This window comes from Pseudomonas sp. AC169, from assembly GCF_979258515.1.
In genome coordinates, this window is sequence record NZ_OZ409866.1 from 3,246,754 (window position 1) to 3,271,336 (window position 24,583).

At 59.4% G+C, this 24,583-nt stretch carries 16 protein-coding genes; 9 read left to right on the forward strand and 7 right to left on the reverse strand.

The features are described from left to right. Positions 1 to 80: 80 nt before the first annotated feature. Both ACZZ0G_RS14625 and ACZZ0G_RS14630 read right to left on the reverse strand, forming a co-directional pair. Positions 81 to 2,684, reverse strand: coding sequence for a hypothetical protein (locus tag ACZZ0G_RS14625; protein ID WP_463556597.1), 2,604 nt, complete (start codon positions 2,682 to 2,684; stop codon positions 81 to 83). A gap of 162 nt (positions 2,685 to 2,846) precedes the next feature. Beyond that, a complete protein-coding gene (locus ACZZ0G_RS14630) occupies positions 2,847 to 4,841 on the reverse strand; it encodes a hypothetical protein (protein WP_463556598.1) in 1,995 nt (664 codons plus the stop codon). 13 nt (positions 4,842 to 4,854) lie between these two features. On the opposite strand from ACZZ0G_RS14630, the gene ACZZ0G_RS14635 reads away from it, so the two are divergent. The 5 genes from ACZZ0G_RS14635 (at position 4,855) to ACZZ0G_RS14655 (ending at position 14,741) form a co-directional block, all read left to right on the forward strand. Further along, on the forward strand, positions 4,855 to 5,109 hold the full coding sequence (locus ACZZ0G_RS14635; protein WP_463556599.1) for a hypothetical protein: 255 nt from the start codon (positions 4,855 to 4,857) through the stop codon (positions 5,107 to 5,109). A 168-nt stretch (positions 5,110 to 5,277) separates the two neighbouring features. Next, positions 5,278 to 7,590: a YgiQ family radical SAM protein gene (locus ACZZ0G_RS14640; protein WP_463556600.1), complete on the forward strand. Its 2,313-nt coding sequence runs from the start codon at positions 5,278 to 5,280 to the stop codon at positions 7,588 to 7,590. Positions 7,591 to 8,000: 410 nt separating this feature from the next. Continuing rightward, positions 8,001 to 11,276 carry a transglutaminase family protein gene (locus ACZZ0G_RS14645; protein ID WP_463556601.1) on the forward strand — a complete coding sequence of 1,092 codons (3,276 nt, stop codon included), beginning with the start codon at positions 8,001 to 8,003 and terminating at the stop codon, positions 11,274 to 11,276. Positions 11,277 to 11,364: 88 nt separating this feature from the next. Further along, complete coding sequence (locus ACZZ0G_RS14650) at positions 11,365 to 13,851, forward strand: circularly permuted type 2 ATP-grasp protein (RefSeq protein ID WP_463556602.1); 2,487 nt, start codon at positions 11,365 to 11,367, stop codon at positions 13,849 to 13,851. Further along, the gene (locus ACZZ0G_RS14655; protein ID WP_007915861.1) at positions 13,851 to 14,741 is read left to right on the forward strand and encodes a transglutaminase family protein; all 891 of its coding nucleotides are present in this window, start codon (positions 13,851 to 13,853) and stop codon (positions 14,739 to 14,741) included. Before ACZZ0G_RS14650 ends, ACZZ0G_RS14655 begins: the two co-directional genes overlap by 1 nt. A 209-nt stretch (positions 14,742 to 14,950) precedes the next feature. On the opposite strand, the gene ACZZ0G_RS14660 is transcribed toward ACZZ0G_RS14655, so the two are convergent. Both ACZZ0G_RS14660 and ACZZ0G_RS14665 read right to left on the reverse strand, forming a co-directional pair. Then, positions 14,951 to 15,139 (reverse strand): hypothetical protein, encoded by a 189-nt coding sequence (locus ACZZ0G_RS14660; RefSeq protein ID WP_129388337.1) that lies wholly within the window; start codon positions 15,137 to 15,139, stop codon positions 14,951 to 14,953. 68 nt (positions 15,140 to 15,207) lie between these two features. Beyond that, positions 15,208 to 15,795 (reverse strand): LOG family protein, encoded by a 588-nt coding sequence (locus ACZZ0G_RS14665; RefSeq protein ID WP_064117208.1) that lies wholly within the window; start codon positions 15,793 to 15,795, stop codon positions 15,208 to 15,210. A 340-nt stretch (positions 15,796 to 16,135) separates the two neighbouring features. Here ACZZ0G_RS14665 and azu point away from each other — a divergent pair, with 340 nt between their 5' ends. Then, a complete protein-coding gene (gene azu / locus ACZZ0G_RS14670) occupies positions 16,136 to 16,579 on the forward strand; it encodes an azurin (RefSeq protein ID WP_095138131.1) in 444 nt (147 codons plus the stop codon). Between the two features lie 200 nt (positions 16,580 to 16,779). On the opposite strand, the gene nadE is transcribed toward azu, so the two are convergent. The 3 genes from nadE to ACZZ0G_RS14685 all read right to left on the reverse strand — a co-directional run bounded on the left by nadE (position 16,780) and on the right by ACZZ0G_RS14685 (position 19,951). Next, a complete protein-coding gene (gene nadE, locus ACZZ0G_RS14675; RefSeq protein WP_463556603.1) occupies positions 16,780 to 17,607 on the reverse strand; it encodes an ammonia-dependent NAD(+) synthetase in 828 nt (275 codons plus the stop codon). Positions 17,608 to 17,611: 4 nt separating this feature from the next. Then, positions 17,612 to 18,835, reverse strand: a complete 1,224-nt coding sequence (pncB, locus tag ACZZ0G_RS14680; RefSeq protein ID WP_463556604.1) for a nicotinate phosphoribosyltransferase — start codon at positions 18,833 to 18,835, stop codon at positions 17,612 to 17,614. Positions 18,836 to 19,048: 213 nt separating this feature from the next. After that, positions 19,049 to 19,951 (reverse strand): LysR family transcriptional regulator, encoded by a 903-nt coding sequence (locus ACZZ0G_RS14685; RefSeq protein ID WP_110719582.1) that lies wholly within the window; start codon positions 19,949 to 19,951, stop codon positions 19,049 to 19,051. Positions 19,952 to 20,114: 163 nt separating this feature from the next. Here ACZZ0G_RS14685 and amaB point away from each other — a divergent pair, with 163 nt between their 5' ends. The 3 genes from amaB to ACZZ0G_RS14700 all read left to right on the forward strand — a co-directional run bounded on the left by amaB (position 20,115) and on the right by ACZZ0G_RS14700 (position 24,562). Further along, a complete protein-coding gene (gene amaB / locus ACZZ0G_RS14690) occupies positions 20,115 to 21,605 on the forward strand; it encodes an L-piperidine-6-carboxylate dehydrogenase (protein WP_180698178.1) in 1,491 nt (496 codons plus the stop codon). Positions 21,606 to 21,776: 171 nt separating this feature from the next. Further along, a complete protein-coding gene (gene amaA / locus ACZZ0G_RS14695) occupies positions 21,777 to 23,060 on the forward strand; it encodes an L-pipecolate oxidase (RefSeq protein WP_463556605.1) in 1,284 nt (427 codons plus the stop codon). A gap of 368 nt (positions 23,061 to 23,428) precedes the next feature. After that, positions 23,429 to 24,562, forward strand: coding sequence for an ABC transporter substrate-binding protein (locus tag ACZZ0G_RS14700; RefSeq protein ID WP_007915892.1), 1,134 nt, complete (start codon positions 23,429 to 23,431; stop codon positions 24,560 to 24,562). Positions 24,563 to 24,583 lie beyond the last annotated feature (21 nt).

Consider the following 24,583-nt stretch of genomic DNA (forward strand, 5'->3'; position numbering starts at 1 on the left):
GTGCGCATCAGCTCGCCTGAGCAGGGGCTGATGGCAGGGGCGGCGTCATTGCCTGATTCAGCGTTTGGTCCCAATGCTCCTCACTCGGGCTTGGGAAGCACGGCAGCCGGACTGGCCAGTGCAAATATTTTTGTCGCGGTCTTGCCATCGAAGGTCTGACGCCAGATGGCCACGTGCGGTAAGCCGGCCTGTTCATCGCGACGTTGAGACTCGATGCCGCGTCTGCTCTGTTCAAGCGTTTTGAGGTGACCGCCTCTTGTCGTGAAATTCAGGGGCAGGGCTTCGCGCCTGTCGTAGTGGAAATGGGCTTCCCATAACGGAGTGTCGTCGGCACGGTCACGGATCGAGTAAACGTCAAGAAACGACTTGCTCTGGCCTTTGCCCTGCGGCGTGCGATCAACGGTCTTGCGCACATTGAGCTCGTCGGCATCCATCAGATAGTTCAAGCGCATGATGTCGAGTACTTCCTTGTTCTTGTACATGCGCACCAGAACGCTTTCACCTTGCGCGGCAAGCGAGTCAGCGGCGGCTCGCAATCGGGCTGCCAGGTCGATGATCTCTAAATCCTCGGCGGCCCCTTCGTGGTTTTGCAGGCGTCTTGCCTGCTCATTCAGGCTTTGCGTCGCTTTATCCAGGTCTTCGACAATTTCAGTGGGATTGGTCTTTCGGGCTTCGTCCTGTCTGGCCTTGTCGGCGTGTTGTCCGACTTCGGCCAGTAACCGTTTAGCCTCGGCGACGAGTTGTGGCCTGGGTTCACTGATCATGGGAGGGGGCACGGGCAACCATTCGCCATGTCTTTTTTCGTAGCGTGCCGAAGGAAAGTCCGGACGCAACGGATCCGGAACATTGACGGTGACGCTGCCGTCTTGAGCCGTTTCCATGTTCCCGACCAAGACCCGGTAAGTGCCATGCTGACGGACACGGAAAATCTTCCTGGCCGGCACGGGGCGCGCATTTTCGGAAGGGTCGGGCTGCGCTGGAAGAAAATCGAAATCGATGTCGTGGCTGACGCTTGGCAGCGCGGTGTTGCGATCAAGCGAGTCAAGAATTTCGCTTAATCTGGTTTCGATGCGCTTCTCGAATGGACCTATCAGGCTGAGGATTTCCCTTGTGTACTCGGTCCTGGAAGCGTCGATGGCGGCCAGTTGCATCTCAAAGCGGGATTTGTCTGTCCTTATCTGATCAAGGGTCAACAACAGCGCCATCGGGTGATCGCGTTGCGGGACGTTTTTCAAGTCGCCGGTAATCAGGTCGATGGCCGCAAGCGAGGGCATGGTCGCATTGGGCGCATGGTCGGGCGTGCCCGCATACAGGTGGACGTAGAGGATCAGCTTGTTGAAGTTGATGCGTTCGGCCGAGGGCACTTGCTGGCGGATTTCTTCGAGTGTCGGGGCCGCGCCGGGATTGGCTTTTTTGATTTCAGCCATCACCAATTCCCGCTCTTCGAGATACCTCAACTTCTTGTTCAGGTGGGGGATGACCCTTTTGCAACTGTCGGCGTCCAGTCTGGAAAACGTAGGCCTGACCCTCAAGTCCATGGCCGCCATGAGCCGGTTCAGGAACTCTGCTCGCTCGATCCGGAAGGTGTGCAGTTCTTCGCCGAACAGCCCGCTTGCTTTCACGCGTATCAGCCAGTTCTTGTTGAGAACAAGCGAATCCACAAAGTCTGCTTGCTTGAGAACGTGTCTGAGCAGATTCACTTCAAGGTTGAGCAGTTTGGCGTTTTTCTCTGTACTGCCCTGCGGCAGATTTTTGGCATCGGCCCAGAGCGCGTCATGCCGTGCTGACGAGGCCACCAACTCGGAATGGGCCTTCTGAAAAGGTACGTACATCAGCAGCAGATTATCTTTGCTTAACAGCGCTGCCTGCGCATCCGGGATGCCAGCCTTGTCGGCCGACAAATGGTAGACCCATCGGTTGCCCTCATCGCGCCTGACCGTTCGTGTTATGCCGCTGCGGCTGGCCCGGTAGATATTGGCAATGTCGATGGCGACAGGATCATTCGGGTTGACGATGCGCCAGGCTTTTTGTGTCGCGGTGGATGCCCTGACATCGTGCATGGCCTGATAAACGTCATGGTGAATGCTCAGGTACAGCCGACCTTCGTGGCGAAACATTCCGTCGCCGTCTGCCTCGACGCCGGTGAAATCCAGAGGGGTACGCAGCGTTCGCAGGTGAGTATCGCTCAAGGTTACGGCGTCACCGTCCTTGAGCGGATGCCAGACACCGCTGTCGGCGTCGCGCAGCAGTAGCGGTCCTGAGGCCGTCTGTTCAGCGGCGAATCTGCAACGATAGAGACCGGTCTGCTCGTCTGCACCGATCATAACGATGCCGTCGTTTGCTACATCGACATATTCGCGTCCCTTGTGCACCCTGAGGCCCTCGGCACTGGCCGGTGTCAAACGGGCAGGCGCCGGGAGCCAATAGCGCTCCAGGGTTCGGGGGGCCGACGAACCGACTTCCAGTGCGGGTGCTGTCGAGTGCGTGATCACGACAGGAGAGGGGCTGGCCACTCCTGGGGCGGCAGCGCTGTGAGGGAGGGCCGGTCGCAGTTCTAAGCCGAAGGATAACGGCGAATCCAGTGTCGTACGCGACGCTTGCCCCGTATTACCGTGCAGCGGTGCATCCGGGCGAGAAGGGCCATCCACATTAGTGGTGCTCTTGGCGGGTTTTTTTGGAGCCATGTTTTTTCATCCTTGAAAAAGTCCCTCAGCCCTGGTTCAGGGTGAGGCTGTTCTATGAAGTCAGTTGGAATATTTGCCGCGCTGTCGACAGGTCGATGTCTTCTCGCCATATACGCACATGTGCCCGACCCGCCTGTTCATCCCGGCCCAGGCACGGTTTCATTACGCCATGTCGAAGATCTTCTGCGCTGTTTTGCGGTCGAGGGTCAGTCTCCAGACGGCGACATGCGGACGCCCGGCCTGTTCATCCCGACGTTGGGACGCGGCACCTGTGCGGGCTTGATCAAGCGTTTTCAGATGACCGCCGCGGTCGTTGAACCCGAGTGCAGAAGTGTCTGCTTTCGGATAGTGAAAATGGGCCTCCCATAATCGCTCGCCCGTCTGCTTGTCGCTCAGCACGTAGATATCCAGAAACTCTTTTTTCGCGCCTCTGCCCAGCGGCTGCCGGGTTTGAATTCGTCTGACGCGCAGTTCGTCGCGGCTGATCAGGTACACCACCCGATCGGCGCTCAAGTAGCTTTTGTCCTTGAACAGCCGAACGCGGATCGCTTCGGCTTCGTTGTGTAATCGCTGGCTGTCTTGCCTGAGTCGTTGCAGGACAGGTCCAGTATCGATGGCGGAAGGGTTTGGAGCTTTTTCTATCTGTGGAACAAAGTCATCGAGCACGATGGCTTTGCTGACCAACTCATCCACGATGCCTGATGCATTGTGTTTTGCCGCCTCTTTTTTCCAGGCCTCGCGCAAATACTGATCTGACATTGCCAGGTGCTGCTCGGCTTCCGTGGTCAGCTTCGACAGGCTTTTTGCCGGGGTGGCTACGCGGCGGTGCCACTCGCCCTCTCGCCGCTCATACGTCTGCAGGATCTCGGCGGGTTGGTGTGGGTGCATGACATCAATCAGTTCTTCGTCAGCGGCACCACGTCGCGGTTGCCCGAGGCGGATCTTGTGAACGCCGTTATGTTTGCTGCGGAACATCCTGGTCGGCTGCGGGGCCGGTTCGTTTGCGCGTTGCGCCGGTAAGAAATCGAAGTCGATGGACTGATCGGACGAGGGTAGTAATGGAATGCTTTGCAGATCACGGTGATAGCGCGTCAGCCGATCCTCCAGCGTGCTCTCGAACGAGCTGATGGCGTCGATGATTTCTTGCCGGGAAGTGGTGTGGGTGGAGCCCGAAGGGTATTCAAGGTACTCAAAGGAGTTCTTGATCGAGGTACATTGCTCCAGCAGATCGCTCAAAACAGGAATGCGCGCTTCCAGCGGGATAGCGTCGATATCAAGAAAGGCCCGCGTCGTTTCTGAAAATGACAACGAAAGGTACAAAGGTCTGAAAACGCCCTGATCGGCGGCCAGCACCTGACACTTTGATTGCAGCCAGTCAGCAGTGTCTCTGTGTATTTCCATAGGGTCGTAACCCCACTCGGAAAAATCGTTCTGGTTGTATTGCGATTTGTGCAGTAATTCATCGGCAAGGATCTGGCGCTTGCGCAACAGCGCCAGTTTGCCCTTCAGATATCCGGCGCTCGAACGATGTTGTTCGGGAGTGATGCGTGTATTGGGCGGCATGTCGATCAGTTTGCGCCGATCGCCGGCCTGCATCATTCTGCAAAGAATTTCGAAACGCCTTATCTGAATCTTGAACAGGTCTGCCTCGTAAACGGCGATGCCTTTGTAGAGCAAGAGGGCGATCTGTTCCCTCAGGTAGAAATCGAGGCATTTGTCCACGGCGGCCAAATGTCTGTGGTACTGAACCTCGTATTTGATGATTGCCGTTCGTTCGCCCTCCTGACCGGTCAAATCGTACCAGGCGCTTTCCAACTCTCTGGCGAGAGCAGCAGACTCATCCATCATTTGCATATGGACGTCCAGTTCCCCGTTCAGATCAGCGATCGAGCGAAGGGCCGGGAAGTCGCCCGGTGCCTGCAGCGGCCGCCAGAGTTTGCGCTGCGGATCAAGTTGCAGCACCGGGCCGGAAGGGTCCCGCTCATTCGTCAGCGTGGCGCGATAGAGGCCCATTTTCGGATCAATCGCCACCAGAACCGAGTGACCGCCCGGCACATCGACGTAACTGCGTGCTTTGTAGTGGCGAAAACCCTGCGTATCGGCAGGAGGCAGGCGGACGTCGGCGGGAATCCAGTAATCTTCCAGCGGTCGTTGCACCGGTGTCGCCACCATGGCCGCCCCGGAAGGTGACCGGCTGACTGTTACGCGAGGCTGCAAATCGGGTCTGAGCGGAGTGCTCGAGGTTTCTCCTGGCCTGCTGGTGGATGAACTCGCGACTGCGGGATGCGGGTTGTTGGGCGTCCGCGGATTCGAGGTGGTCGATTGCGTGGCTCGTGTTGTGGTGTTGCTGGTAAGGCTGCCTTTGGCAGGCAATTTTGGTGACATTTCTTCATCCTTGAAGGGGTGTCACATCAGCCAGTTTTAACGCTGGCCGATGAATATGTGATTTGAATGGCGATTTTTCCTGGCCGGTCGTCGTGTAAGCCGTGTGTCGCGGAGGCTGTAAGAGAAACCGACCATTGCCGTCGGAATTGGTCAAAATTTGTGCTATATTCCGCGCCCGCGATTTTTCACTTCAACACCGGTCGTCGACATGCAAGCAGCCAAGCCGTTATTTGACTATCCAAAATATTGGGCCGAATGTTTCGGACCAGCGCCATTCCTGCCAATGAGCAGGGAGGAGATGGATCAGCTTGGCTGGGATTCGTGCGACATCATCATTGTTACCGGTGATGCCTACGTCGATCACCCGTCGTTCGGCATGGCGATCATTGGCCGGCTGCTGGAGTCGCAAGGCTTCCGCGTCGGGATCATTGCCCAGCCGAACTGGCAGTCCAAAGACGACTTCATGAAGCTTGGCGAGCCGAACCTGTTCTTCGGCGTTGCAGCGGGCAACATGGACTCGATGATCAACCGCTACACCGCGGACAAGAAAATCCGCTCCGACGACGCATATACACCGGGCGGCATGGCCGGCAAGCGTCCGGACCGCGCGAGCCTGGTTTACAGCCAGCGCTGCAAGGAAGCGTACAAGCATGTGCCGATCGTCCTCGGCGGCATCGAGGCCTCGCTGCGCCGCATCGCGCACTATGACTACTGGCAGGATCGTGTGCGTAATTCGATCCTGATCGACGCCAGCGCCGACATCCTGCTGTACGGCAACGCCGAGCGCGCGATCGTCGAAGTCGCCCAGCGTCTGTCCTACGGCCACAAGATCGAAGACATCACCGACGTGCGCGGCACCGCGTTCATTCGTCGCGATACGCCGAAAGACTGGTACGAAGTCGACTCGACGCGTATCGATCGTCCGGGCAAGGTCGACAAGATCATCAACCCGTATGTGAATACTCAGGACACTCAGGCCTGCGCCATCGAGCAGGAAAAAGGCCCGGTCGAAGATCCGCAGGAAGCCAAGGTCGTGCAGATTCTGGCCAGCCCGCGCATGACTCGCGACAAGACTGTGATTCGTCTGCCGTCGGTTGAAAAAGTCCGTGGTGACGCCGTTCTGTATGCCCACGCCAACCGCGTGCTGCACCTGGAAACCAACCCGGGCAACGCCCGTGCGCTGGTGCAGAAGCATGGCGAAGTCGACGTTTGGTTCAACCCGCCGCCGATTCCGATGACCACCGAAGAAATGGACTACGTGTTCGGCATGCCTTACGCCCGTGTTCCGCACCCGGCGTACGGTAAGGAGAAAATTCCGGCCTACGACATGATCCGTTTCTCGGTGAACATCATGCGAGGCTGCTTCGGCGGCTGCACCTTCTGCTCGATCACCGAGCACGAAGGCCGGATCATCCAGAACCGTTCCGAAGAGTCGATCATTCGCGAAATCGAAGAGATCCGCGACAAGGTCCCAGGCTTCACCGGCGTCATTTCCGACCTCGGCGGCCCGACCGCGAACATGTACCGCATCGCCTGCAAAACCCCGGAAATCGAATCGGCGTGCCGCAAGCCATCCTGCGTGTTCCCGGGCATCTGCCCGAACCTGAACACCGACCACTCGTCGCTGATTCAGCTGTACCGCAGCGCCCGTGCGTTGCCGGGTGTGAAGAAGATCCTGATTGCCTCCGGCCTGCGTTACGACCTCGCGGTCGAGTCGCCGGAGTACGTCAAAGAGCTGGTGACCCATCACGTCGGTGGCTACCTGAAGATCGCCCCAGAACACACCGAGGAAGGTCCGCTCAACCAGATGATGAAGCCGGGCATTGGCAGCTATGACAAGTTCAAGCGCATGTTCGAGAAGTACACCAAGGAAGCGGGCAAAGAGCAGTACCTGATTCCGTACTTCATCGCCGCCCACCCGGGCACCACCGACGAAGACATGATGAACCTCGCTCTGTGGCTCAAGGGCAATGGCTTCCGCGCTGACCAGGTGCAAGCGTTCTACCCGTCGCCGATGGCCACTGCCACCGCGATGTACCACTCGGGCAAGAACCCGCTGCGCAAGGTCACCTACAAGAGCGACGGCGTGACCATCGTCAAGAGCGAAGAGCAGCGTCGTCTGCACAAGGCGTTCTTGCGTTATCACGACCCGAAAGGCTGGCCGATGCTGCGTGAAGCACTGATCCGTATGGGCCGCGCCGACCTGATCGGTTCGGGCAAGGATCAGTTGATCCCGACTCATCAGCCGACCACCGATAGCTACCAGAGCGCCCGTCGAAAGAACTCGACGCCGGCCGGCAGCCATAAAGTGGCGAAGGAAGGCAAAGAGAAGACCACCAAGATCCTCACCCAGCACACCGGTTTACCGCCGCGTGCCAGTGATGGTGGTAACCCTTGGGACAAGCGTGAACAGGCCAAGGCAGCGGCGTTTGCCCGCAATCAGCAGGCGGCCAAGGAACGCAAGGACGCCGCGAAAGGCAAAGGGCCGAAGCCGACCCGCAAGCCGGTCGTACCGCGCTAAGTTGCTTTTTAGTTGAACAGAACGCCAACCATCGGGTTGGCGTTTTGCGTTTCTGCCGTTGGATTTATGCAGGCCGCAAGATCCATCCCCCTCACCCCAGCCCTCTCCCCCATGGGGGGCGAGGGGGAAGGGAGCCGATCTCTGTGCCTTTCAAACCTGAGTTCGACTCAATACTTCCACGTCGGCGTATCTTCAACATCCAACGCGATCAGTCCCCTCTCCCTCCGGGAGAGGGCTAGGGTGAGGGGGGCTCTTCGCAACATTTACGTGCAATGAGCCCAAACCATTTCCCCGCATCGCCCGATTTTGGTGCTGTACTGCCCTAAGCATTCCGGGAAAGCGCCCAAGCCCTCTGCATGGCATAAGTCTTGCGCGCTTTCGAATACGCTTAGGCTCGCAGGAGGCACGCCGTGTCGATTCATGTCGCATTGCATCACGTCACGCATTATCGCTACGACCGCGCTGTCGAACTCGGCCCGCAGATCGTTCGCCTGCGCCCGGCCGCCCACAGCCGCACGCGGATTTTGTCGTATGCGCTGAAAGTCTCGCCCGAGCAGCATTTCATCAACTGGCAGCAGGATCCGCAGGGCAACTACCTCGCCCGATTGGTGTTCCCCGAGAAGACCAATGAGCTGCGCATTGAAGTCGATCTGCTCGCAGAGATGGCCGTGTTCAACCCGTTCGACTTCTTCCTCGAGCCGTATGCCGAGAAAATCCCCTTCGCCTATGCGTCCGATGAGCGCAAAGAGCTGGCGCCGTACCTCGAAACCTTGCCGCTGACGCCGAAATTCAAGGCCTATCTGGACGCCATCGACCGCACGCCGCTACCGGCGGTGGACTTCCTCGTGGCGCTCAACCAGCGCCTGAGTGAAGACATCGGTTACTTGATCCGCATGGAACCGGGCGTGCAGACGCCGGAACACACCCTCGAACATGCCTCCGGTTCCTGTCGGGATTCGGCGTGGCTGCTGGTGCAATTGCTGCGCAACCTCGGATTGGCGGCGCGATTTGTTTCAGGCTATTTGATTCAACTGACGGCGGATGTGAAAAGCCTCGACGGGCCGTCCGGCACTGAAGTCGATTTCACCGATCTGCACGCCTGGTGCGAAGTGTATTTGCCCGGTGCCGGCTGGATCGGCCTCGACGCCACGTCAGGGCTGTTCGCCGGTGAAGGGCATATCCCGTTGGCCTGTAGTCCCGATCCGTCCTCGGCGGCACCGATCAGCGGCTTGGTCGAGCCGTGCGAATGTGAATTCAGCCATGAAATGTCGGTGGAACGGATCTGGGAGGCGCCGCGCGTCACCAAGCCTTACACCGATGAGCAATGGTTGTCGATTCAGGCGCTCGGCCGGCAGATCGATGCCGACCTGCTGGCGGACGATGTGCGCCTGACCATGGGCGGCGAGCCGACCTTCGTCTCAATCGATGATCCGGATGGTGCCGAGTGGAACACTGCCGCGTTGGGTGCGGATAAACGTAGGCTTTCCGCCGAACTGTTCCAGCGCATGCGCAAACATTACGCGCCGAAAGGTCTGGTGCATTTTGGTCAGGGCAAGTGGTATCCCGGCGAGCAACTGCCGCGCTGGTCGCTCAATTGTTACTGGCGCCGTGACGGCGTGCCGATCTGGCATAACGATGCTTTGATCGCCGACGAGCAACAGGATTACGGCGCCAATGGCGAATTGGCTGGACGCTTCCTCGCGAGTGTCGCCGAGCGACTGAAGTTGCCTACGCGTTTTGTGTTTCCGGCCTACGAAGACAATTTCTATTACCTCTGGCGTGAGGGCACCTTGCCCGGCAACGTCAGCGCCGAAGATTCGCGTCTGGAGGAGCCGCTGGAGCGCGCACGCTTGCGCAAGGTGTTCAGTCAGGGCCTGAACAAAGTCATTGGTCAGGTGCTGCCGCTGGCGCGCACCGCCAAGGGCGATCAGTGGCAGAGCGGGCGCTGGTATCTGCGTGACGAGCACTGCCGACTGGTGCCGGGGGATTCGCCGCTGGGTTATCGCCTGCCGTTGGGTTCGCAGCCTTGGGTGAAGGCCGCCGAGTACCCGTTCATTCATCCACAGGATCCGAATCAGGACTTCCCCGAGCTGCCAGAAACCGCTCAGCTCAACCGCCATGGCGAACCTGCAGCGACTGACGAACGCGTGCCGAAAATCGACGAATCCGCCGACTGGCTCACCCGCACCGCATTCTGCGCCGAGGCTCGCGAGGGGCGTTTGTACCTGTTCATGCCGCCGCTGGAGCGGGTCGAGAATTATCTGGAGCTGGTGGCGGCCATCGAAGCCACAGCTGAAGAGTTGCATTGCCCGGTGTTGCTGGAGGGCTATGAGCCGCCGAGCGATCCGCGCCTGAGCAACTTCCGCATCACCCCCGATCCGGGCGTGATCGAGGTCAACGTGCAGCCGTCGGCGACCTGGGACGAGTTGGTCGAACGCACCGAGTTTCTCTATGAAGAGGCGCGGCAGACTCGCCTGACCACCGAGAAATTCATGATCGATGGGCGTCACACTGGTACCGGTGGCGGTAACCACTTCGTTCTTGGCGGTGCGACGCCGGCGGACTCGCCGTTTCTACGTCGCCCCGATCTGCTGCGCAGCCTGATCAGTTATTGGCACAACCATCCGTCGTTGTCGTATCTGTTTTCCGGTTTGTTCATCGGCCCGACGTCGCAAGCGCCGCGTGTCGACGAGGCGCGCAATGACGCCCTGTACGAACTGGAAATCGCTTTCGCACAGATGCCGGAACCGGGCGAGGAATGCGCACCGTGGCTGGTTGATCGACTGCTGCGCAACTTGCTCATCGACGTCACCGGCAACACGCACCGCGCCGAGTTCTGTATCGACAAACTGTACTCACCGGACGGCGCCACCGGGCGTCTCGGCTTGCTTGAGCTGCGCGCCTTTGAAATGCCACCGCACGCGCGCATGAGCCTCGCTCAACAGTTGCTGTTGCGGGCGCTGGTCGCACGGTTCTGGCGCGAACCTTATGCGCCGCCGAAACTGGCGCGCTGGGGCACCGAGTTGCACGACCGCTTTTTGCTGCCGCACTTTATCGAGCAGGACTTTGCCGACGTCATCGTTGAACTCAATAACGCCGGGTATCCGCTGCGGGCGGAATGGTTTGCGGCGCATTTGGAGTTTCGTTTTCCCAAGGTCGGCGATTACGCCGTCAACGGTATAGAACTGGAACTGCGCCAAGCGCTGGAACCATGGCATGTCCTGGGCGAAGAGGGCGCGGCGGGCGGCACGGTGCGCTACGTCGACTCCTCGCTGGAACGTTTGCAGGTCAAGCTCAAAGGGCTGCCGCCGCAGCGCTATCTGCTGACCTGTAATGGCGTCGCGGTGCCGTTGCATCCGACCGGACGAGTTGGCGAGTTTGTCGCGGGTGTACGTTATCGCGCGTGGCAACCGGCCAACTGTTTGCAACCGACCATACCCGTGCACGCACCGCTGGTGTTCGACCTGCTCGACACCTGGATGGGCCGCTCGCTGGGTGGCTGTCAGTACCACGTCGCGCATCCGGGCGGGCGCAATTACGAGACGTTGCCGGTCAATGCCAACGAAGCGGAGAGCCGGCGGATGGCGCGATTCTTCCGCGTCGGACACACACCGGGGAAACTTCCTATACCCAACGTGGAAATCAGTGACGAGCTGCCGATGACAATCGATTTGCGACGCTTCTAGAGCCTACGCGACATGCGGATTTTTCGTATATCCGCATGTCATGTGCCTGCGTTAGTCTGACCGTTCCTTGCTGTCTGCCGAGCTTTCCATGCCTGACCTGCTAGACCGCTACCCGCTCACGGCGGGCACTTATCACGAACTGCTCGACGGCAGTGGCGCGGTGCGCCCGCACTGGACGCGGCTGTTCGATCACTTGCAGCGCAGCACGCCGGCGCAGCTGGTGCAGCGGCAGGCATTGCTGGCGCGGCAGATTCAGGAGAACGGCGTCACCTATAACGTCTATGCCGATCCCAAGGGCGCGGATCGGCCGTGGGAACTGGATCTGCTGCCCCACGTAATTGCTGCGCAGGAGTGGCAGCAACTGTCGGCCGGTATCGCCCAGCGTGCGCGGCTGCTTAACGCGGTGCTGGCCGATTTGTACGGGCCGCAACGGTTGATCAGCGAAGGCTTGTTGCCGGCAGAGCTGGTCTTTGGTCACAACAATTTTCTCTGGCCGTGTCAGCGGATCACGCCGCCGGAAGAGACATTTCTGCACCTGTACGCCGTGGATCTGGCACGCACGCCGGACGGGCGCTGGTGGGTCACGGCGGATCGCACACAAGCGCCATCGGGCGCCGGGTATGCCCTGGAAAACCGCACCATCGTGTCCCGCGCCTTTCCCGAGTTGTATCGGGATCTGAAGGTGCAGCATCTGGCCGGGTTCTTCCGCACCTTGCAGGAAACCCTCGCGCGACAGGCGCCCAGTGACGATGACGCGCCGCTGGTGGTGCTGCTCACGCCGGGGCGCTTCAACGAAAGTTATTTCGAACATTTGTACCTGGCTCGCCAGCTCGGTTATCCGCTGGTCGAGGGCGGAGACCTGACGGTGCGCGATGCCACGGTCTACCTGAAAACCCTCAGCGGCTTGCGTCGGGTTCACGCGATCATGCGCCGGCTCGATGATGATTTCTGCGACCCGCTGGAACTGCGCACGGACTCGGCGCTCGGCGTGCCCGGTCTGCTCGAAGCCGTGCGTCAGGGGCGAGTACTGGTTGCCAACGCGTTGGGCAGCGGCGTGCTGGAATCGCCGGGATTGCTGGGCTTTCTGCCGAAGATCAACCAATACCTGTTTGGCGAAGAGCTGATTTTGCCGTCGATCGCGACGTGGTGGTGCGGTGAGGCGCCGGTGCTGGCTCAGGCTTTGGAAAAACTACCTGAGTTGCTGATCAAACCGGCGTTTCCCTCGCAAAGCTTCGCGCCTGTATTTGGCCGTGATCTGAGTGAAAAGCAGCGTCAGGCGCTCGCCGAGCGCATGCAGGCGCGACCTTACGCCTATGTGGCGCAAGAACTGGCTCAGCTGTCGCATGCGCCGATCTGGCAGGCGGAAAACGGTCAACTGCAACCACGGGCGATCGGCATGCGCATGTACGCCGTGGCCGGTGCTGGTGATTATCGCGTGCTTCCCGGTGGTCTGACCCGGGTGGCCGCCGAGGCCGATGCCGAAGTGGTGTCGATGCAGCGCGGTGGGGCGAGCAAGGACACTTGGGTACTCGGTGATCGTCCGCCCAGCGGCGAGCAGTGGAAAAGTCAGCGCAGCGTCGGCGTGCATGATCTGGTGCGGCGCGATCCGTATCTGCCATCACGTGTGGTGGAGAACCTGTTCTGGTTCGGCCGCTACTGCGAGCGTTGTGATGACAGTGCGCGGTTGCTGCGCATCATGCTCGCACGGTATGTCGACGGCGACGACCCGCAAGCGTTGCAGGCCGCCGTCGACCTCGGCGAGCGACTGACCCTGCTGCCGGACGAAGGTGAGCTGCCGGAGCGTCTGTTGGCGGCACTGCTGGGCGACGACTGGTCGTTCAGCCTGCGTTCCAACCTGCAACGCTTGCAGTGGGCGGCCTCACAGGTGCGCGGCAAGCTTTCGCGGGAGAACTGGCAGGCGCTGGTGGAGTTGCAACGCGAAGCGATGGAACTGGATACCGACGAACCCGACTTCGGCGAGCTGCTGGATTTTCTCAACAGATTGGTGATGTCGCTGGCGGCGTTGTCCGGATTTGCGCTGGACGACATGACCCGCGACGAAGGCTGGCGCTTTCTGATGATTGGCCGGCGCATCGAGCGGCTGCAATTTCTCAGCAGCAGCCTCGCGGCTTTTCTGCGCGGCGCCGGGGCGTTCGATCAAGCGGGCCTCGAATGGTTGCTGGAACTGGGCAACAGCAGCATCACCTATCGCTCACGCTATCTGGCGGTGGCGCAGCTGATTCCGGTGCTCGACCTGTTGCTACTCGATGAGCAAAACCCGCACGCGGTGTTGTTCCAGTTGAAACTGGTGACCCGCACCTTGAAACGTTTGAACGATGATTTCGCCGCGCCAAGAGAGGCCGGGCTACCGCAACTGGTCGAGCGCCTGGCGCGGTTCGATCTGGGGTGTCTGGAGAATCCTTTGTTCGGTGAGTCCAGCGTACGAGCGGCTTTGAACGGTCTGGCGGATCTGCTGCAAGAGATTGCCGAGGCCAGCGGGCAAGTGTCGGATCGTCTGGCCCTGCGCCATTTCGCCCATGTCGATGACGTCAGCCAACGCACGGTGTCCGTCTGATGAATGCTCGATACCAGATTTTCCACGACACCTGTTACCACTACGACAGCCCGGTGTCTTTGGCGCAGCAACTGGCGCACTTGTGGCCGCGAAAATGCGACTGGCAGCGCTGTACCGAACAGCAACTGCTGATCAGTCCGGATCCGACAGCACGGCGCGATGAACTGGATGTGTTTGGTAATCCGTTGACCCGACTGGCGTTCGAACGTCCGCATGACGAGTTGCAGGTCAATGCGCAACTCACCGTTGAAGTGCTGGCGCGGCCGGCGCTGGATTTCAATCAGTCGCCCGCTTGGGAGCTGACCCGCGATGCGCTGACCTACAGTAGCCAGCCGTTGTCCGCTGAGTTGCTCGAAGCCTGTCGCTACCGGTTCCAGTCACCGTACGTACATTTGAAGCGCAGTTTCGTCGAGTTTTCGCAAAGCTGTTTTCCGCCGGGACGACCGTTGCTGTTGGGCGTGCAGGACTTGATGCAGAAGATCTTCAGCGAATTCACCTTCGATGCCGAGGCAACCCAGGTGGCGACCCCGTTGGTCGAGGTGCTGGAACGGCGACGCGGGGTCTGTCAGGACTTCGCACACTTGATGCTGGCGTGCGTGCGCTCACGAGGGCTGGCGGCACGCTACATCAGTGGTTATTTGTTGACGCAGCCGCCACCTGGGCAGCCACGCTTGATCGGCGCCGACGCCTCGCATGCCTGGGTCTCGGTGTTTTGTCCGGTGCTGGGCTGGGTGGATTTTGATCCGACCAACAATGTGCAACCGGCGCTGGAGCACATCACGTTGGCGTGGGGACGGGATTTCTCTGATGTGTCGCCGTTGCGCGGGGTGATTCTTGGGGGCGGTAATCATGACCCGGAAGTGCGCGTCACGGTAATGCCCCTGGATTAACGCCGATCAAAAAATGTGGGAGCGAGCCTGCTCGCGAAGGCGTCAGGTCGGTCAACTTATTTGTGGCTGGTACACCGCTTTCGCGAGCAGGCTCGCTTCCACATGGGATTGGGTGTACTTGGAATGGGGGGCTGTGAGGGCCGGCAGTGAAACCGCCAGCCCCGTCACAAATCCGCAGGGTCTGATTCGATGATCAAACCCGGTGGGGCTCAGGCGTCAGGCGCCTGGTCTTTCGGTGCTTCGGTTGCATCAACATCATCATCCGTCGCCACTTCACCCTCAGGGTTCAGTGCCGCTTCTTCAGCGGTTTGTTTCTTGCGCTGAAGCTTTTCCTCTTTCTTCTGTTCCTTTGCCAGGTCTCGTTGACGTTTGGCGAAGGAGTAATTGGGTTTGGCCATGGGCGATCCTCTTGGGTCGAAGGTGAGGTTGAGCGGCGCATATTCTGCCCTGTATCGGTGTCCGGGGGTTAACCGGGTTTTTGGTCGACCCACTTGGGCGTGACGGTCGGCTTCCAGTTATCCAGGGCATCGAGCAATGTTTGCGGCGATTCGCTCACCTGCAGCATGTCACGGTGTGGCGCGCGAACGAAGCCTTCGCCGACGATATGGTCAAGAAATGCAGTGAGTTTGCTGTAGAAACCGTTCACTTCCAGCAAACCCAACGGCTTGCCGTGGTAGCCGAGCTGGCCCCAGGTCCAGACTTCGAACAGTTCTTCCAGCGTGCCGAGGCCGCCGGGCAGGGCGATAAACGCATCGCTGAGTTCAGCCATGCGTGCCTTGCGCGCATGCATGCCATCGACCACTTCCAGGCGCGTCAGGCTTTTGTGACCGATTTCCTTGTCCATCAGGCTTTGCGGGATGATGCCGATCACTTCACCGCCGGCCGCCAGCGCGGCGTCGGCGACAATCCCCATCAAGCCCACAGCACCGCCGCCGTAGACCAAGGTCAATTTGCGTTCAGCCAAGGCCCGGCCGAGCGCGATGGCGGCTTCGGTGTAAGCGGGGTCGGTGCCGGCGTTGGCACCGCAAAATACACAAACGGATTTCAGAGACATGCCTTCCTCCTGGGTCAATCCGTCACAGGGTAATGGCTGGCACGCCTTCATCCAAGGGCTAAACTTCGCGTTCCGGCGATTCAAAGGTACCGCTGGCGCCACAGGCGTAGGCGGCGAGCAAACTGCACAACAGACCGTTAAAGAACATGACAGGCACTCCGTCTCAGTAGATGCGCCGATCATAGGGCCGGCCGGGAATTCTGGCCGTTAGATTGTGTCGATGAGTGTCATAGCCTGAAAGTTGTATACAATTTTTGACTCAAGTCATAGGAACTTGCGAAGATTTCAGGCAGTCTTTCCACCATTCGTGTTTTTGTTAACCCTGCCTTGGAGATTCACCATGTTTTCCAAAGTTGTTGCGGTATCCCTGCTGGCGCTGGCCAGCAGCCAATTGATGGCTGCCGAGTGCAAAACCACCGTTGACTCCACCGATCAGATGTCCTTCAACACCAAGGAAATCGTGATCGACAAGAGCTGCAAGACCTTCACCGTCGAGCTGACCCACTCCGGCAACCTGCCGAAGAACGTGATGGGTCATAACCTGGTGATCAGCAAAGAAGCTGACATGCAGCCAATCGCCACCGCTGGCCTGGCCGCCGGTATCGACAAGAATTACCTGCCGGAAGGTGACGCGCGCATCATCGCTCACACCAAGATCATCGGCGCCAAGGAAACCGATTCGCTGACCTTCGACGTGGCGAAGATTGCTGATGGCGGCTACGGCTTTTTCTGCTCGTTCCCGGGCCACATTTCGATGATGAAAGGCACGATTACTGTCAAGTAATCAGGGCCACCGCGTCATCGTTCTTCGCGAGCAGGCTCGCTCCTACAGGGGTCTGTGTCGGCCACACATTTTGTGAACAACAGATAAACCTGTGGGAGCGAGCTTGCTCGCGAAGGGGCCATCAGCATCAACTGATGTCTGGGCCAAAGAAAAGCCCGCTGAGGATCACTCCTCAGCGGGCTTTTTCATGCCATCAGCGCTTACGGCGCAAACGGCATCACGCGCTTGTGATGAGTCTTGTTGTAGGTCGCGACGATGATGTCGAACGCTTCCTGACGCACCGGTTCGCCGTGCAGGAACGCATCAATCTCGGCATAGGTCACTCCGTGGGACGCTTCGTCGGGTTTGCCCGGCGACAGGTCCTCAAGGTCGGCCGTTGGAATTTTCTCGACCAGCGACTCCGGCGCACCAAAGCTGCGGGCAATCGCGCGCACCTGATTCTTCACCAGACCGCTGAGCGGTGCGAGATCGCAGGCGCCGTCACCAAATTTGGTGAAGAAACCCATCACCGCTTCCGCCGCGTGATCGGTGCCGATCACCAGACCATGAGCAGCGCCGGCGATGGTGTACTGCGCAACCATGCGCATCCGCGCCTTGGTGTTGCCCAATACGAAGTCCACCGACACCGCATGCTTGCCTTCAAACGCCGCGACTTCACGGGCCAGCGATTTCACCGCCGGGCCGATGTTGACCGTGTGGCGCTCGTCCGGAGCAATGAAATCCACTGATGCCTGGGCGTCATGTTCATCGAACTGGGTTTCGTAGGGCAGGCGCACGGCGATGAATTTGTAGCTGTTGTCGCCGGTCTGGTCGCGTAGCTCACGCATTGCCCGTTGGGCCAACAGGCCCGCAGTCAGCGAGTCGACGCCGCCGCTGATGCCCAGCACCAGTGTCTTGAGCCCGGAATTGACCAGGCAATCCTGAATAAAGGCAATGCGTCGGGCGACTTCGGCCTGCAGGGCCTGGTAGTCGGCGAACGGCGGTTGCACCTTGAGCTGTTCAGCAATCTCACGCTGTACGGCTTGCATGAATTCACTCCTTGCTAGATGAACTGGAATCGGCAGGAACCTGGAACACGTGTCGCAAATAGGCGACGAAATTCGGGTCTTTGCAGTGGGACTTGCCTGGCTCGTCGGAGATCTTCGCCACCGGTTGGCCGTTGCAGGCAGTCATTTTAAGCACGATGCTCATCGGTTCGACACCCGGAATGTCACAGGTGAGGTTGGTGCCGATGCCGAAGCTGACGTTGATCCGGCCGTGCAGCGCGCGGAAGATCTCCAGCGACTTGGGCAAGGTCAGGCTGTCGGAGAACACCAGGGTCTTGCTCATCGGGTCGATGCCCAGCCTGTGGTAGTGGGCGATGCATTTTTCGCCCCATACCACCGGGTCACCGGAGTCGTGGCGCAGACCATCGAAAAGCTTGGCGAAGAACAGGTCGAAGTCGCCGAGGAACGCATCGGTGGTGATGCAATCAGTAAGGGCGATCCCTAGCAAACCGCGATATTCGCGGACCCAGCAATCAAGCGCGGCGATCTGGCTGTCGATCAGGCGCGGGCCGAGTTGCTGGTGGGCCATGATCCACTCGTGGGCCATCGTGCCGAGCGGTTTCATGTCGAGTTCGCGGGACAGATGCACGTTGCTGGTGCCGACGAAGCGCCCGGGGAAGTCGTGTTTGAGGACATTCACCACTTCAGCCTGCACGCCATACGAAAAGCGTCGGCGGGTGCCGAAATCGGCGACTTGCAGTTGCGACAACTCATCGGCCGATGCGTTGGCGGTCAGCCAGTCGAATTTGCGATAGAGCTGCTCGCGCGCCTGTTCCAGCACGGTTTCACGATAGCGATAGCGGTTGCGTACTTCGCTGACGATCGCCAGCAACGGCACTTCGTAGAGGATTACGTGCAGCCATGGTCCACGCAGGCGGATGAACAACTCGCCGTTTTCGATACCGGTGTGCACATAGCGCAGGTTGAAGCGGAACAGCCCGAGGAAGCGCAAAAAATCCGGCTTGAGGAAGCTGATCCGCTCAAGAAAACTCAACTGATCGGCACTCAGGCTCAGCTCGGCCAGACGCTCGATCTGAAAACGGATCTCGGCCAGATACGGGCGTAAATCTTCGCTGTTACGGCAACGAAACTCCCATTCGACTTCGACGTTGGGGTAGTTGTGCAGCACCGCCTGCATCATCGTCAGTTTGTAGAAGTCGGTGTCGAGCAGGTTCTGCACGATGCGATCGGCAAACACGCTCTCGCTCATAACGGGGTCTCCAGGTGCGCCGCGCCTGTGCGCGGTCTCAATCAATGGCGCTAGTGGCGCATATCAGGGACGAAGATTGCCAGCAATTTTTTAGATCACCGCAGAACCCTGGTGGGAGCGAGCCTGCTCGCGAAGGCGTCATTTCAGTCAACATTGATACTGAATGTGCCGGCCTCTTCGCGAGCAGGCTCGCTCCCACATTTTTCAATCGAGTCAAATTTCCGGGCTGTCGATCTGTTCGAGCATCCACTTCACAAAGTCTCGCACCTTGGGCACTTCCGCCGCATGCTCCGGGTACGCAAGGTAATAGGCATCAGTGCTCGGCATGGCATGCTCGAAGGGAATGACCAGTTTGCCGTCGGCCAATTCCTCTTCCACCAGAAATCGCGGCAACAACGCCACGCCGCAGCCAACTTGCGCAGCGCGGATGCACATATAAAAGGTTTCGAAACGTGGTCCGTGGTAGCTGTGTTCGGTCTGGTAACCCTGGCTGTCGAACCAGTCGTGCCAGGCCTGCGGTCGCGACGCATTTTGCAGCAGGACCAGATCGGTGAGTTGCGTCGGATCAGTAAACGGCTTGTCCGGCAGGCTGCCCGGCGCGCAGACCGGCACCAGCTCTTCGCCGAACAATTTCAGGCATTCCGTGCCGGGCCGCGAGCCTTGACCGAAATAGAACGCCAGATCGCTGCGCCCTTGCAGCAGATCATCGGCTTCCTGCTCGTTGCACAAATCCAGATGGATCGACGGATGACGTAGCCGCCAGCCTTTCAAACGCGGTACCAGCCAGCGCGCGCCGAAGGTCGAAGGCGTCGAGACGCGCAGGACTTCGGTCTCGCCGCCGTAGGAACGCAGGTAATGCGTCGACATCTCCACTTGGGTAAGGATTTTTCGTACTTCAACCAAATACAAATCCCCGGCCGGGGTCATCTGCAAGCGCCGACGTACGCGGCGGAACAACAAATGCTGCAACAGTTCTTCCAACTGCGCGACCTGCTTGCTCACCGCGCTCTGGGTCAGGTTCAGTTCCTCGGCAGCGCGGGTGAAGCTCAAGTGCCGGGTCACGGCCTCGAAGCACTGCAGGGCGGTGATCGAGGGCAAGTGGCGTTTGTTCAGCATGACCGATCCTTTTCTTGTCTTTCTGTGCGCAGCATGAATAAACGGAATGATATCTCGCGTAAAGGTCGTTTGTTGCCTTGCCAATGTGACGCTACAACTAAAGGCCTGCCCGGTCGCAAAAAAGCGCCCGCACACATTCAGTTTTTTGCTTGAGGAGTGACCCATGGTTGCCGCATTGCTTGATCGTCTCGGTGTGAACCCGGCTCTTTATCAGAACGGCAAAGTGCCGGTGCATTCGCCGATCGACGGCAGCCGCATTGCCGCCGTCAACTGGGAAGGCCCGGCTGAAGTCGAGCAGCACATCAGTCGCGCAGATCATGCGTTCGAGCTATGGCGCAAGGTGCCAGCCCCGCGTCGCGGTGAACTGGTGCGTCAGTTCGGCGAAGTGTTGCGTGAATACAAGGCTGATCTCGGTGAACTGGTTTCCTGGGAGGCCGGCAAGATCACCCAGGAAGGTCTGGGTGAAGTGCAGGAGATGATCGACATTTGCGATTTCGCCGTCGGTCTGTCTCGCCAACTCTACGGTTTGACCATCGCCTCCGAACGCCCGGGCCACCACATGCGGGAAACCTGGCACCCACTGGGCGTGGTCGGGGTGATCAGCGCGTTCAATTTCCCGGTCGCGGTATGGGCGTGGAACACCACGCTGGCGCTGGTCTGCGGCAACCCGGTGGTGTGGAAACCGTCGGAAAAAACTCCGCTGACCGCACTGGCCTGTCAGGCGCTGTTTGATCGTGTGGTGAAAAATTTCACCGATGCGCCGGCGAATCTTTGCCAAGTGATTATCGGTGGCCGCGATGCCGGCGAAGCACTGGTCGATGACCCGCGTGTCGCGCTGATCAGCGCCACTGGCAGCACACGTATGGGTCGCGAAGTGGCGCCGAAAGTCGCCGCCCGTTTCGCCCGCAGCATTCTGGAACTGGGCGGTAACAACGCGATGATCCTCGGCCCAAGCGCCGATTTGGACATGGCGGTACGCGCAATTCTATTCAGCGCCGTCGGCACCGCCGGCCAGCGCTGCACCACATTGCGTCGTTTGATCGCTCATGAATCGGTCAAAGAAGAAATCGTCACCCGTCTCAAAGCCGCGTACTCGAAAGTGCGCATCGGCAACCCGCTGGAAGGCAATCTGGTCGGCCCGCTGATCGACAAACACAGTTTTGAAAACATGCAGGACGCGCTGGAGCAGGCGTTGAGCGAGGGTGGTCGAGTGTTTGGCGGCAAGCGTCAGCTCGAAGATCAATTCCCTAACGCTTACTACGTGTCGCCGGCGATTGTTGAAATGCCGGAGCAAAGTGACGTTGTGTGCAGCGAAACCTTCGCGCCGATTTTGTACGTGGTCGGTTACAGCGATTTTCAGGAAGCGCTGCGTCTGAACAATGCGGTGCCGCAAGGTTTGTCGTCGTGCATCTTCACCACTGACGTGCGCGAGGCTGAGCAGTTCATGTCGGCGGTGGGCAGTGATTGCGGGATCGCCAACGTCAATATCGGCCCGAGCGGCGCGGAAATTGGCGGTGCGTTTGGTGGCGAGAAGGAAACCGGTGGTGGTCGTGAGTCGGGTTCCGATGCGTGGCGCGCATACATGCGGCGCCAGACCAATACCGTGAACTACTCGCTGGAGCTGCCGCTGGCGCAGGGCATTACCTTCGACTGACTGCTCCCGTCAAATGGAGATTCCCTGTGGGAGCGAGCTTGCTCGCGAATGCGGTGCGTCAGTCGACACTGATGTTGGCTGATACGCCGCTTTCGTCGGAACGCCGCCCGGAGCAAGCTCGCTCCCACAGGATCAGCACTGTGTTTGGCAGGTTTCTGTTGGAGTCTGGCAATGCCGTTACGCGAAGAATGTCTGTGGGAAAAACTCACGCCGCAAAGGCCGGATAACACCGAGCTCAAAGGCGAAGTCAAAGTCGATGTCTGCGTGATCGGCGCCGGGTTCACCGGGTTGTCGGCGGCGCTGCATCTGTTGGAAAAAGGCAAAAGTGTCTGCGTGCTGGAAGCGCATCGTGCCGGTCATGGCGGTTCCGGGCGCAACGTCGGGCTGGTCAACGCCGGCATGTGGATCCCGCCGGACGAGATCGAGGCCGGGTTTGGCGAGGCGGTTGGCAGTCAGCTCAACCGCATGCTCGGGGCCGCGCCGGCTCTGGTCTTCAGCCTTGTAGATAAATACAACATCGATTGCCAGTTGCGCCGCGAAGGCACGCTGCACATGGCGCACAACGCCAAAGGTGAAGCGGATCTGCGTAGTCGTGAACAGCAATGGAAACGCCGCGGTGCGCCAGTCGAACTGCTGACCGGCAAGGCCTGCGAACAGGCCACCGGTACGCAAAAGATCGCCGCCGCGTTGCTTGATCGCCGCGCCGGTACGCTCAATCCGATGGCGTATGTCACCGGGCTGGCCAACGCGGTGAGCGGTCTTGGTGGGCAGATGTTCGATCATTCGCCGGTCACCCGGCTCGAACGTCAGGGCGCGAACTGGTCGGTGCAGACCGAGCAGGGTTCGGTACTGGCCGAGCAAGTGGTCATTGCCTCCAACGCCTACACCGAGGGCGACTGGACCGAGCTCAAACGCAACTTCTTCCCCGGTTACTACTATCAGGTCGCGTCGGTGCCACTGACCGAGGATGCCGCGCAGGAAATCCTTCCGGGCGGCCAGGGCTCGTGGGATACCCGTCAAGTCTTGAGCAGCATCCGCCGCGACAAAGAAGGGCGGTTATTGCTCGGCAGTCTCGGCAATGGCAATCAGAAACCTACCTGGTTTCTCAAGGCCTGGGCCGATCGCGTGCAGCAGCATTATTTCCCCAATCTGAAGCCGGTCGAATGGGAATGCACCTGGACTGGGCGTATAGCTTTTACGCCTGATCACCTCATGCGCCTGTTCGAGCCGGCGCCAGGACTGGTGGCCGTTACCGGCTACAACGGTCGTGGCGTGACGACCGGCACCGTGGTCGGCAAAGCCTTCGCCGACTATTTGTGTCACAGCAATCCGCAAGCCCTGCCGATTCCCTTCGCACCGATGCAGCCCCTGGCCGGCGTGGGCTTGCGTAGTTGTTTATATGAGGCCGGATTCTCGCTGTATCACGCGGGCCAGTGCCTGCGCATCGTCATTTGAGTGTTGAAATATGTTGCCGGAAGCGGCGCTTTTCGATGCAGCGACTAGCCTGTAATGGTGCGGGTTGTAGCAGTCCCGCACCAGCAGTGTGCAGTTCGGTGACGCGGGCTGTTACAGGCTGGTTGCACGTCGTTTGGCGCCGCGGTTGCAATGATGGCGCGTGCGGGTTGCGCCTGAAAAAATAAATGGTTTTACCTTCCGCGGTTTAGACGGTTGCACGCCCAATGAAAATGGGAACGAAACAGTCGAAATAACAAGAAAGCAGCGACTTTTTGAAGAATAAAAAACCGATGGCACGGCCCTTGCTCTGAGCATTCAGTGAAGTGAAGTCGCAGTGCCAACTAAAAAAAACCTTGGAGCACCACCTCATGTCCCAGACGTTTTACAAGAAAGGCTTTCTGGCCCTCGCAGTGGCTACTGCGTTGGGTGTTTCTGCGTTTGCTCAAGCTGATGTGAAAATCGGTGTAGCGGGTCCAATGACTGGCGCCAACGCAGCATTTGGCGAGCAGTACATGAAGGGTGCACAGGCAGCGGCTGACGCAGTCAACGCGGCGGGCGGCGTCAACGGGGAGAAAATCGTTCTGGTCAAAGGCGATGACGCCTGCGAACCGAAGCAGGCCGTGACGGTCGCCAAGGACCTCACCAACCAGAAAGTCGCCGGTGTGGTCGGTCACTTCTGCTCTTCTTCGACCATTCCAGCGTCGGAAATCTACGACGAAGCCGGGATCATCGCGATCACCCCGGGTTCGACCAATCCACAAGTCACCGAGCGCGGCCTCAGCGCCATGTTCCGTATGTGCGGGCGTGACGACCAGCAAGGCATCGTGGCCGGCGACTACATCGTCGACGTGCTCAAGGGCAAGAAAGTCGTCGTACTGCACGACAAAGATACCTACGGCCAAGGCCTGGCGGATGCCACCAAGGCACAACTGGTCAAGCGCGGCGTGACGCCTGTGTTGTACGAAGGCCTGACCCGTGGTGAAAAAGACTTCAGCACCATCGTCACCAAGATTCGTGGCGCTGGCGCCGACGTCGTCTACTTCGGCGGTCTGCACCCGGAAGCCGGCCCGCTGGTTCGCCAGCTGCGTGAACAAGGCCTGAAAGACGTCAAGTTCATGTCCGATGACGGCATCGTGACTGACGAACTGGTGACCACCGCCGGTGGCCCGCAATTCGTCGATGGCGTGCTGATGACCTTTGGCGCCGACCCACGCCTGCTGCCAGACAGCAAGACCGTGGTAGACGCTTTCCGCAAGGCCGGTACCGAGCCTGAGGGTTACACCCTGTACGCCTACGCTTCGGTGCAGACCCTGGCTGCCGCGTTCAACGGCGCGAAGTCCAACAAGGGCGAAGAGGCCGCAGCCTGGCTGAAGAAAAATCCGGTGAAAACCGTGATGGGCGAAAAAACCTGGGATTCCAAGGGCGACCTGAAAGTCTCCGACTACGTGGTTTACCAGTGGGACAAGGACGGCAAATATCACCAGCTGGAAAAACAGAAGTAAGGGCTGACGCGACCAACTGAT